General features: G+C 53.5%; 12 protein-coding genes. 10 read left to right on the top strand and 2 right to left on the bottom strand.

Going from position 1 to position 11,089, the window contains the following annotated elements:
• Window positions 1-230: 230 nt before the first annotated feature.
• Both ADICEAN_RS23625 and ADICEAN_RS23620 read right to left on the bottom strand, forming a co-directional pair.
• A complete protein-coding gene (locus ADICEAN_RS23625) occupies window positions 231-587 on the bottom strand; it encodes an OprO/OprP family phosphate-selective porin (protein ID WP_262486198.1) in 357 nt (118 codons plus the stop codon).
• The gene (locus ADICEAN_RS23620; RefSeq protein WP_009197083.1) at window positions 547-1,461 is read right to left on the bottom strand and encodes a porin; all 915 of its coding nucleotides are present in this window, start codon (window positions 1,459-1,461) and stop codon (window positions 547-549) included. Before ADICEAN_RS23620 ends, ADICEAN_RS23625 begins: the two co-directional genes overlap by 41 nt.
• Window positions 1,462-1,811: 350 nt before the next feature.
• Between ADICEAN_RS23620 and ADICEAN_RS17980 the strand changes: the two genes are divergently transcribed.
• The 10 genes from ADICEAN_RS17980 to ADICEAN_RS17945 all read left to right on the top strand — a co-directional run.
• A complete protein-coding gene (locus tag ADICEAN_RS17980) occupies window positions 1,812-2,750 on the top strand; it encodes an ABC transporter ATP-binding protein (RefSeq protein WP_009197082.1) in 939 nt (312 codons plus the stop codon).
• Between the two features lie 39 nt (window positions 2,751-2,789).
• Entirely contained in the window at window positions 2,790-6,380 is a 3,591-nt protein-coding gene (locus ADICEAN_RS17975) for an ABC transporter permease/M1 family aminopeptidase (RefSeq protein ID WP_009197081.1), read from the top strand.
• 190 nt (window positions 6,381-6,570) lie between these two features.
• On the top strand, window positions 6,571-6,813 hold the full coding sequence (locus ADICEAN_RS17970) for a DUF433 domain-containing protein (protein WP_009197080.1): 243 nt from the start codon (window positions 6,571-6,573) through the stop codon (window positions 6,811-6,813).
• The gene (locus ADICEAN_RS17965) at window positions 6,797-7,078 is read left to right on the top strand and encodes a DUF5615 family PIN-like protein (protein WP_009197079.1); all 282 of its coding nucleotides are present in this window, start codon (window positions 6,797-6,799) and stop codon (window positions 7,076-7,078) included. Before ADICEAN_RS17970 ends, ADICEAN_RS17965 begins: the two co-directional genes overlap by 17 nt.
• 322 nt (window positions 7,079-7,400) lie before the next feature.
• On the top strand, window positions 7,401-7,910 hold the full coding sequence (locus ADICEAN_RS22405) for a hypothetical protein (protein ID WP_009197078.1): 510 nt from the start codon (window positions 7,401-7,403) through the stop codon (window positions 7,908-7,910).
• 92 nt (window positions 7,911-8,002) lie between these two features.
• Window positions 8,003-8,368 carry a DUF2200 domain-containing protein gene (locus ADICEAN_RS17960; RefSeq protein ID WP_009197077.1) on the top strand — a complete coding sequence of 122 codons (366 nt, stop codon included), beginning with the start codon at window positions 8,003-8,005 and terminating at the stop codon, window positions 8,366-8,368.
• A gap of 30 nt (window positions 8,369-8,398) precedes the next feature.
• A complete protein-coding gene (locus tag ADICEAN_RS17955) occupies window positions 8,399-8,824 on the top strand; it encodes a hypothetical protein (protein WP_009197076.1) in 426 nt (141 codons plus the stop codon).
• Between the two features lie 366 nt (window positions 8,825-9,190).
• Window positions 9,191-9,610 carry a hypothetical protein gene (locus tag ADICEAN_RS22175; protein WP_009197075.1) on the top strand — a complete coding sequence of 140 codons (420 nt, stop codon included), beginning with the start codon at window positions 9,191-9,193 and terminating at the stop codon, window positions 9,608-9,610.
• A gap of 14 nt (window positions 9,611-9,624) precedes the next feature.
• Window positions 9,625-10,614, top strand: coding sequence for a S41 family peptidase (locus ADICEAN_RS17950; protein ID WP_009197074.1), 990 nt, complete (start codon window positions 9,625-9,627; stop codon window positions 10,612-10,614).
• Between the two features lie 233 nt (window positions 10,615-10,847).
• Window positions 10,848-11,089: nuclear transport factor 2 family protein (locus tag ADICEAN_RS17945; RefSeq protein WP_040398032.1), on the top strand; the 242-nt coding region annotated here is incomplete at its 3' end.

Below are 11,089 nucleotides of genomic sequence, written 5' to 3'. Positions count from 1 at the left end.
AGAATTCACTCTGAGGCCTTTTTTAGTAAAGTAGGCTGTCATTTCTACCAGCGGGAGAAATCCTGGAAATTTACCAGTAAAGAGTTGTCTTATCCAAGATCTCTCCCGCTGGTCGAGATGACAGCGTTCCTTTAAGTTTTTGGGCTAAAATACTGTAATATGAGCATGTTTAAACCATTTAGAAAATTCGGGATGACTCATGTATTGCTGTAGTTCACTCCTGCAAAAAATCAGAAATTTATCTGTGCCTGCATCCGTAGCAGACGGCCTTCCTGCAGGTTATCCTGGTTTACAAAATCCTCGAACCGTCTGGACGAAAAGGTATACATCACCACCAGCTCAAAGGCATCTACCGGCTCCCACTCTACCCCCAGCTCCAGTTCCCGCACCCGGTAGCTGCGGGCATCCAGCTCATGCTTTTTACCGCCATCGTAATACTGCAGGCGGGTAAAGGGGATCAGGGTTTGCTCACCAATTTTTTGCAGGTAGGATAGGGTAGCATAGCCCCCGTGCAGGTTCTGTACCTCAATGGCATCGGTTTCTTTATTAAACTCTGGCCCGCGGCCCACATTGTACTCGGCCTGTATGCCAAAGGGCTGCGGATAGAGAATAAAGGATGCAGCTACCCGCTGATCCAGGTAATTGCGGTCCCCGTATGCCCACCCCTGCCGAGGTTTGGCCGGCAAACACCACATACTGTCCGGTATAGGCCTGTATGCCCGGCTCGATGATCTGATTGCCAACCGCAAAGGGGTAGGAAAGGCGCGCCACCACATGGCGGTTGCCGTTCAGCTCGGGACGGTTGGCCGTCTGGCCATTGTACACACCCAGGCCAAAGACCCCATAATCGCCGGAGCCCTTCAGCCCCCGGCGGTTTACATCTGAAAAGCGCTTGCGGATATGATCGGGCGCCCAGTAGAACATTACGCCCAGATCCCGCTCGTTGCGCAGGGCACTGTTGAGGGCATCGTTGCGGTCCAGGGGCAGGCGGTTGGAGCTGGACTGCATGTTCTCAAAACCAAAGGGCACTTTGCTCTGCCCTACCCGGAAGCGAAATTCATTCTTTTTGTCCAGGCCCAGGTCGAAATAGGCATCCCGCAGCTGGCCAAAATGCAGGTTACCCGAATTTGCAGCACTGGCAAAATCGGGCTGGATGTAGAAATACACTCTGGGACTGATCTGGCCAAAAAAGATCACCCGGATACGCCGCATAAAAAAGCCTCCATCACCCCCCCAGCTATCATCGCACTGGTCGCACGCCAGCTCGGGGTTTGTCTGCAGCGTATTGTAACGGGCCTGCACATAGCCACGGATGGAAAAGGAATCATACCACTTTTTGGCAGGGGGCGCAGCGGTGGGCTGGGCGGAGGTGGCAGCAGGAGTTTCGGGTTGGGGAACAGACTGGCCAAAGACTGGCGACAGAAGAGCACATGAAAGCGCAAACAAAAGAATAGACTTCATAAAAGCGGGTTGCATAACAAGGGAGCAAAATACGCAAGTTTATGTTACCTGTATGTTACTTGCTCTTTATCGATTCATTAACATTATTACCGGCTCATTACTTTTGCCGACAGGGCGCAGGCCCGGCCGCTACCGGGGATTCCTGATTGCCAGCCGCTTATCAAGGAAGCCGCTTCTTTCCTGGCCAAAACGGCGTTTGCCCCTGCCACCAGTCGCAAGCGGCAGCCGGCAGAAGCGCTATACGCATGGCCACCCCCTCTGCCATCGTTCCGCTATTCTGACCGTTCATCCCAAAGGGCTTCTGATTCTGCTATTTTTTATCCTTCTTATTCAAAAAAACAAGCACCGGTATGGCCCTTTCTATCCGCAACCTGTCCAAAACCTATTCCAATGGGGTACAAGCCCTTAAAGATGTATCGCTTGAAATTCCCAAAGGGATGTTTGGCCTGCTGGGACCCAACGGTGCCGGCAAGAGCTCGCTGATGCGTACCCTGGCTACCCTGCAGGAGGCCGATTCGGGCGAGGCCTGGCTGGATGATCTGGATGTGCTGCGCGAAAAAGACAAACTGCGCCAGGTGCTGGGCTATCTGCCGCAGGAGTTTGGCCTTTACCCCAAGGTATCGGCCCAGATGCTGCTGGAGCACATTGCCTCCCTAAAGGGGGTGGCCAGCCGGGGCGAGCGCCGGGAGCTGGTAGAGGCCCTGCTGCATAAGGTAAACCTGTACCCCCACCGCAAAAAAGAGCTGGGCACCTACTCGGGCGGTATGAAACAGCGCTTTGGCATTGCCCAGGCCCTCATCGGCAACCCCAGGCTGATCATTGTAGATGAGCCCACTGCCGGCCTGGACCCTACCGAGCGCAACCGCTTTCATAACCTGCTGAGCGAAATTGGCGAAAATACAGTGGTGATCCTCTCCACCCACATTGTAGACGATGTCACCCACCTGTGCAACAGCATGGCCATCATCAGCCAGGGTCAGGTACTGGAGCAGGGCCGGCCCGCCGATATCATCGAGGGCATGCAGGGCAGGGTCTGGAAAAAGACCATGGACAAGGCCGAGCTGGTAGACCACCTGGCCCGGCACCAGGTGATCAGCAGCAGCCTGTATGGCGGCCGCACCGTGCTGCACATTTACAGCGCCACCGATCCGCAGGAGGGATTTGAGCCGGTAGAGGCTGGCCTGGAAGATGTGTACTTCCACACCATCAACCAGCACACCCACAGCCTGCCGGCCGAAGTGCTGGAAGCCGCCGGAAAAGAAGCAGACACTCCTACTCTTAAGGCCTAGTTTCTCACCCCAACGCCCCCACGCCATGTTTTAGAATTTGTGCGCTTTGAGCTGGCCTACCGCCTGAAACGGCCCGCCACCTATATTTACTTCTTCATTTTCTTCCTGCTGAGCTTTCTGGCCATCACCACCGATGCGGTGATCATTGGCGGCTCCTCGGGCAAGGTCTTTCTCAACTCCCCCTATGTGGTGGGCACCTTTGTGACCATCCTAAGTATCTTTGCCGTTTTTGTAGTGTCGGCCGTTATGGGGGTGCCGGTGTACCGGGATCTGGAGCACAAAACCGCCACCTTTTTCTTTACCCTCCCTTTTAACCGCAACAGCTACCTGGCGGGCCGCTTCTTTGGTTCTTTTGTGGTGCTGTTTGCCATCATGCTTAGCATAGCGGCCGGCATTTTGCTGGGCTCGGTCATGCCCTGGCTGGATGCCGAAAAAGTAGGCCCCACCGTCTGGATGGCCTATGTGAACAGCTACTTCTACATCATGCTGCCCAATTTGCTCTTCGCCAGCGGCATTTTCTTTTCGCTGGTGGCCCTCACCCGCCGCATTGTGGCAGCTTATACCGGCTCGGCCGTTCTCTTTGTCTGCTACCTGATGTCTACCGTGCTGATGCAGGACATTGAAAACCAGCGGCTGGCTGCCCTCATCGACCCTTTTGCGCTCTCCTCCTTTCAGCAGATCACCCAATACTGGACCGTATCGGAAAAAAATACGTTGGCCCTGCCCCTTACGCAGGAGCTGCTCTACAACCGCCTGATCTTTGGCGGCCTTGGCCTGCTGATGCTGGCAGTGTGCTTTGTGCGCTTTGACGTGGGCCGCTTTGCCGGTTTTGCCGGCAGGACCAAAAAAGCGCCCCTGGTGCAAAAGGAGCGTTCGGCCGACTCCATTACGCTGCCCCGTGTGGCCCAGCGCTTTGGGCTGGAGCGGCAGTTTGGGCAAATGTTGCACCTGGGCCGGCTGGAGTTTGCCAACATTGCCCGGGACATACTTTTTCTCTCCATGCTTTTTGCCACGCTCATCTTTTTATTGCTGGATGGCTGGCATGCCGACAGCATGTTTGGCACCACTACCTACCCGGTTACCTACAATATGATGGGCATTGCCGGCCAGACCTTTGGCCTGCTCATGTACGCCATCCTCATCTTCTTTAGCGGCGAGCTGGTGTGGCGGGAGCGCAGCCTGGGCTTTTCGGGCATTACCGACAGCTTTCCGGTGGGCAACTGGGTGTACCAGGGCGCCAAATTTCTGGCTCTGGCCGGTATATGCGTGCTGCTCTGCTGCCTGGTGATTGTATCGGGGGTGCTTGTGCAGGCCCTCAAGGGCTATTACACCTTTGAGCTGGGCCTGTACCTGCAGGAGGTATTCCTGTATACGCTGCCGGGCTACCTGATCTTTGCCACCCTTTGCTTTTTCTTCCACAGCCTGCTCAACAATAAGTTCCTGAGCTTTTTCATCATCATTCTGTTTATGGTGGGCATGCTGGTGCTGGGCATTATAGACTTCAGTCACCCCATTTACCGCTTTAACCAGACCCCCGGTTATGTGTATTCCGATATGAACGGCTACGGGCACTTTATGCAGGGCTGGGGCTGGGGCACGGCCTACTGGGCAGCCTTTGGGCTGCTGCTGGTCATGCTGAGCAACCTGCTCTGGCTAAGGGGCTCGGAGACGGGCTTCCGCAACCGCCTGCGCCTGATGGGGCAGCGCTTTGGCCGCAGTGCGCAGCTGCTGGTGGGCGGCTCCCTGCTGCTCTGGCTTGCCCTGGGCGGCTGGCTGTTTTACAACACCAACGTGCTGAACGACTACCTGCCTGGCGACAAAGCCGAAGAACTGGCCTCTGCTTATGAAAAGCAGTACAAGCAATACGAAAACCGGCCGCAGCCCAAAATAACCGCCGTATCCCTGCAGGTAGACCTGTATCCGGAATCCATTGCTGCCAGCATTCGGGGCAGTTATGAGCTGGAAAACAAGACCGCTACCCCCATTGATACCCTCTTTGTTCAGCTCACCCGTACCCAAACGCTGGAAGAGTTGCTTTTAGACGGTCAGCCCCTGCAGGAAAGCGGCACCCTGGACGCTACCCACCAGTTCCACATCTACCCTCTGGCTATCCCCCTGCAGCCGGGCGAAAAACGCAGCCTCCGCTTCCGGCAAACCTATGCCAAGCAGGGATTTGTAGCCGGCCGGGAGCAGCACAATCTGGTAGCCAACGGCACCTTCTTTAACAACGGCCTGCTGCCCCACCTGGGCTATGATCCCGGCAAGGAGCTCAGCGAAGCCGACAAGCGCAAGGAGCAGAAGCTGCCCGAGCGCCAGCGCGTGCCCGATCTGGACGACAGCAGCGCCTGGCACAAGAGCTTTCTGGGTCAGGATGCCGACTGGATTGCCTTTGAGGCCACCATCAGCACCAGCCCCGGCCAGATTGCTGTGGCCCCCGGCTACCTGGAGCGGGAGTGGGAGGAGGGCGGACGCAAGTACTACCACTACAAAATGGATGCCCCCATCCTGTGCTTCTTCAGCATTCTTTCGGCCCGCTATGAGGTGCTAAAGGATGAGTGGACCCGGCCGGGAAGCGAACCCGTTGCCATCGAGATCTTCTACCACAAGGGGCATGAGTACAACCTGGCGCGCATGGTAGAGGGCATCAAAGCCTCGCTCGACTATTTTACCGCCCATTTTGGCCCTTACCAGCACCGGCAGGTCCGCATTCTGGAGTTTCCGCGCTACGAGGGCTTTGCCCAAAGCTTCCCCAACACCATCCCCTATTCCGAGAGCCTGGGCTTTATTGCCAGGATCAAGGAGGGCGATCCCAAGGACATTGACTACCCTTACTACATCACCGCCCACGAGGTAGCCCACCAGTGGTGGGGGCATCAGGTAGTGCCAGCCCCGGTGCAGGGAGCGGCCCTGCTGAGCGAAACCTTCTCGCAGTACTCCGCCCTAATGGTAATGAAGCACAAATACGGCGAGGACAAGATGCAGCGCTTTTTGCGCTACGAGCTGGATCGCTACCTGAGCGGCCGCAGCTTTGAGCAGGAAAAGGAGCTACCCCTCTACCGGGCCGAAAACCAGGGCTACCTGCATTACCGCAAGGGCTCCCTGGTGATGTACGCCCTGCAGGATTACCTGGGCGAAGCCACCGTAAACCGGGCCCTGCGCCGCCTGGTAGACAGCGTGGCCTTTACCGAGCCACCCTACCCCACCAGCAGGGCCTTCCTCAAGATCATGAAAGAAGAAACCCCCGACAGCCTGCAGTACCTGGTGGAAGATATGTTTGAGAAGATCACCCTCTTTGAAAACAAGGCCACTGCCGCCACTGCCAGGCAGGTGGGCCAGGAGTGGGAAGTTACCTTCAGCTTCCATACCAGCAAGCGCTATGCCGGCGAGCTGGGCGAAGAAGAAGAGACCCCCATGCAGGACTGGGTAGACATTGGCATTTTCACCGAAAAGCAGGCAGGGGGAAAAACCGAGCAGGTACCCCTTCATCTGAAAAAGCACAAGCTGCCGAGCGGCCAGCAGACCCTTACCCTGCGGGTAAGCGAAAAGCCCCTCAGGGCCGGCATCGACCCCTACAACAAGCTGGTAGACCGCAACCCCGGCGACAATACCATAGCCATAGGGGCATTATAACACTAGTTTTGGTTTAGTTTTGGTTGTTGAAGAAAGAGCAGGCCCCACCCATGGGGCCTGCTTGTTTTAATGGGAATATGGAGGTATGTTAGGGAGAGTATTAGAAAAAGTAACATCAGGTGTGTTACTCCAGTTGTTGGGGCTAAGCAAAAGAGGAACTGCGTATGCGGACCTTTCGTATATTTGAGATATGGAAGCAGTAAAAAATATCATCAGTATTGACGCTGAAGTTCTGGGAGGACAGCCAGTGTTTAAAGGAACCAGAGTTCCTGTAGAAACACTGTTCATGCATCTAGAGCAAGGCGTATCTCTCAACGAGTTCCTGGAGGATTTTCCAACAGTGACTCGTCAGCAGGCTGTTTCTGTGCTTGAACTTGCAGAGAAGCTGGTGACTTCAAAGAATATCCAAAAGCTCTATGAAGCTGCTGCTTGACGAGAATCTGCCAAAGCGGCTCAAACTCGACTTTCCCGAACATGAAATATATACAGTTCATGATAAGGGTTGGGACGGCAAAAAGAACGGTGAGTTGATGCGACTACTGGTAGCTGATACCTTTGACGCCTTACTGACCTTTGACAAAAACCTCCAGCATCAGCAGAACTTCAATACATATACCATTCCGGTCTTAGTACTGAACGCTCCCAGTAACACCTATCTGACACTAAAAGAATTGGTGCCAAACATAAAAAAGTCTTAGCCGGTGACCTTACAGCAGGCGGCACAGAAATCAAAAAATAAAAGCCAAGCCTCCCCTTTGTTGGTGTTTTCACCAACAACCCCTAGGCCCAGGCCATCAGGATAGGACATTACCCTTCTGGTAATGGCGTTGAAATAAACTATCCGCTTACTTGATGCTGTACCTGTGTTGTTGGTGAAAACACCAACAACTGGTGAAAGGCCCTTTTAATCAGCCATCTATCTCATTATAATACCAACTCCCTCCCTTTGTTGGTGTTTTCACCAACAAATATGCGGCCGTATCGCTATCCTCGCCCCTTCCAATAATTGAGCATTAGGAAATGAAATACATATCCCTTCTTCTTTTGCTTCTATTGAGTATGCCTTCATTCTCCTGTGACTGCAAAATGGTTAAGGATCTAATGGAAGTTCAAAAGCATGAATTCACATATAGTGATTTAGTATTTATTGGCGAAGTCGTACATTCTGACATCAATTCAGGTACTTATCAACTAAAGATTGTTGAACTTTTTAAGGGAAAATCAAAGAGTAAATTTATCTGTGTGACAGCAGGAACATGCTCTCCATTACCTGAAAAAGAGGATGGTTTTTGGTTGGTATACGCCAATATACTGGATGTTGGAACTATTCGTGTAGACGGATGTGGACTCTCCCGCAGCTTTCGCTTTCCATATACTCAAAGTAGTGAGAGTCCAGTACCTCCACCACCAAGACCAACAAAAGATTTGATGATGGATGAATTGAAGGGACTGATAATTGAAAGTGAATATAGAAATAAAGCGCTACAGGTGCTCAAAGAGGAAATTGAATTGCTAAGAAAAGGGAAATAACCATTGCATAAAAAGGCATCTGTTGCCTAACCCTACTCCTGGGGGCGAGGGGCCACCAGAAAAAAGTTAACTTAAACAGCTATACAGCACCCATGAACCCATCCGACACCCACCACCAGCGCATGGCAAATCTAACCTTTGCCTCGGTCTATCCCATGTATGTGGCCAAAGTGGAGAAGAAGGGCAGAACGAAAGAAGAGCTGCATCAGGTCATCAGCTGGTTAACCGGCTTCGACGATACAAAGCTGCAAGAACTGATCACCGAAAAGGCAACGTTTCAGGAATTTTTCGGGCAGGCCAGGCTGCACCCCCATGCGCACCTGATTACTGGGGTAATTTGTGGCTATCGGATAGAGGAGATCGAGAATCCTCTAACCCGGCAGGTGCGGTATCTGGATAAGCTGGTGGATGAGCTGGCCAAGGGCCGCAAAATGGAGAAGATCCTGCGGGGCGCATAGAAGATCGGTTGCTTAAGTAACACGTCTACCATGGAACAGCTCATCAGGCTAACACTTTTGGCAGCCATTGGCGGCTGCTTTGCCATGTTCATTTTCGTTTCTGCTACGGAGGGCTTAGCAATGGGCGTATTGGCTGGCCTTATGTCATTTGGAAATATCATCCTGCCAACCCTTCTGGCGGTAGTGCTGCACAGACTACTCACAGCGAAGATAGGGCTACAGAACGATATAGGGACCGTGCTTCTGCAGGGTATTGCTCTCTATGTGCTTATGATGGTAGCCATCATCAGTTGGGCTGTTGGTGAAGCAGCTATCTTTTATACCCTCACCTGGACTGAAAGTAAAGCAGTTTATGGTAAGGAATTTGCAGGATTTCAACCAGTTGTACTTGCTGAAGCTTTCCTGATTCCGGCACTGCACTTATTTCTGAAGAAGGAATCTCAGCCCAGCGGTTGACATACCAGTGATAAACTTCCCCTTTGTTGGCGTTTTCACCAATAACGTCTGCGGCCCTGGGCTCCATTGTGACCCTTGCCACTATGCATTCAGAAGTCGATTTTCTATCTTCAGCTAAACGAATCGAATGATGTGAAATGAACAGCCCACTTGCTCGATACTGCAACTGAGTTGCTGCTGGTGAAAACACCAACAACTGGTGAGATCACACAAGCAAATTAGGCATTTGTGCAAATTTCCTCCATTTTTGCAACAATAGCTAAGGCATGAGGAGTCTGTGCGCTTGTGTCTCTCCTTCGCCTTTTGGCGACACCCTACCTATGATCCCTGCTTCACTTTTTTCCCTGAATCAGCCACTCAATTTTTATGAAAAACACCCTTTGTCTGCTCCTGCTGCTGCTTGTCCATGGGGCTACCCCCCTACTGGCCCAGCAGCAGGAGGTGCGCTACTCCGCAGCCGATGTAAAGGCCGATCTTGCCAGCCTGTACCAGGGGCTGGAGCAGGCCCACTTTAACCTCTATGCCTTTACCCCCAAGCGCAGCTACCAGCGAGCCTTCCGGCAGTTCAATAAGGCCATCGGCAGCGATTCGCTGAGTCTGCTGGAAACCCATAAACTCTTTCAGCGCTTTACGGCCCTGGGCAGGGTGGGGCATAGCGAGCTTGATTTTCCGGCCCAGGCCTACATTGCCTATGCTATGGAGGGCGGACGGCTCATTCCGCTGGAGCTGGCCTTTGAAGGAGAGAAGGTCTATATCCGCAAAACTTTACCGGCAATGCCGCACTAAAGCCTGGTACGGAAGTGCTGCGCATCGATCAGCAGCCGATCGCACAGGTTCGGGCCAGCCTGCATCCCTACCTCTCGGCCGAGCGCCCCTATTTTAAGGATGCCAAGCTGGAGTTCTGGTCTTTTCCCCGTATGTACTGGCTGGCACATGGTCCTAAAGATGCCTTTACCCTTGCTGTTAAAGGGGCGGACGGCACCCTGGCCACCCATACGGTCCATGCCATTTCGGTGATGGACTTTGAAGAGAAGCGCGGAGGTGAGCTGCTGACGTCAGACCGCTCGCTTCGGTATTTCGGGCAGACGGCCTACCTGCGCCCGGGCCCCTTTAGCAGTGCCGATCCGGCCGAGGGTGAAGCCGGCTACCGGCGCTTTATCGATTCGGCCTTTGCCGATATCCGCATGCAGCAAAGCCAGCACCTGATCCTGGACCTGCGAAACAACTCCGGCGGCCACAACGCCTACAGCGACTACCTGATTGCTTACCTGGCCGATAAACCCTTTCGGTGGTATTCCCGCTTTCAGCTCAAGACCAGCGGCCTGCTGAAAGCTCATACCCGCAGCCATAGTCCGGACACCCTTACGGATGCCTATAGCCGGGCCATTCTGGATCACAAAGATGGGGAAGTGTATGCCTACGAACTACCCCTTTACCCGCCGGTATCTGCCGAAAGACGCTTTAACGGTCCTGTTTATGTGCTGATCAACCGGCAAACCTACTCTATGGCGGCAGTAAGTGCGGCCCTACTGCAGGATTATGGCTTTGCCACCCTGGCAGGGGAGGAAACCGCCGATGTGCCCACCGTCTATGCCTCCCAGTTTTCGTTTACCCTTCCCAAAACCGGCATGGTGGTAAAGGTGCCCAAAGGCTATATGGTGCGCCCCAATGGCGATGAGCGCCTGCAGGGGGTGGTACCCGAACTGAAAAGGGCCGACCACCTGCTGGATGAGGACGATGAGATCCTGGCCTTTGTGCTGGAGCATATCCGCAGGCAGGCAGATCGCTGAAGGAAGCATCGGATGATTGTGGAACTGGATAATAACAGGTCAATAGAACCTGCCAGAAATTTCTGGAGCAGGCCTCCGAGTAATACTGGAGAGCCCTCCTTTGCAGGCCAAAACACCAAGAGTTGGTGGCTCGGTAGAGAACCGTCCACTCTACCCCCTGGTTAATGAAACCACCGGCTATCAGATCTCTTGACGGTAACCTCAAAGAGCAACCCCATCAACACCACTTGTCTATGAACCCTCTTCAGAAACATCAAAAAAGTATAGAGCGGTACATAAACGCCTACAATGCCTTTAACATAGCGGGCATGCTGGCAGAACTACATCCGGACATCCGCTTTCAACATATCAGCCAGGGGGAGGTGAACCTGCAGCTGCAGGGCCTTGCCGCATTCCGGAAACAAGCCGAGCAGGCTGCTGCCCTTTTCCGCCAGCGGAAGCAAACAATCCGCTATATTGAGCAGAGGGAAGATGA

The organism is Cesiribacter andamanensis AMV16, assembly GCF_000348925.1.
Taxonomy (GTDB): domain Bacteria; phylum Bacteroidota; class Bacteroidia; order Cytophagales; family Cyclobacteriaceae; genus Cesiribacter; species Cesiribacter andamanensis.
Note: the sequence above shows the minus strand (reverse complement) of the source record. Positions and strands in the feature narration are given on the sequence as shown.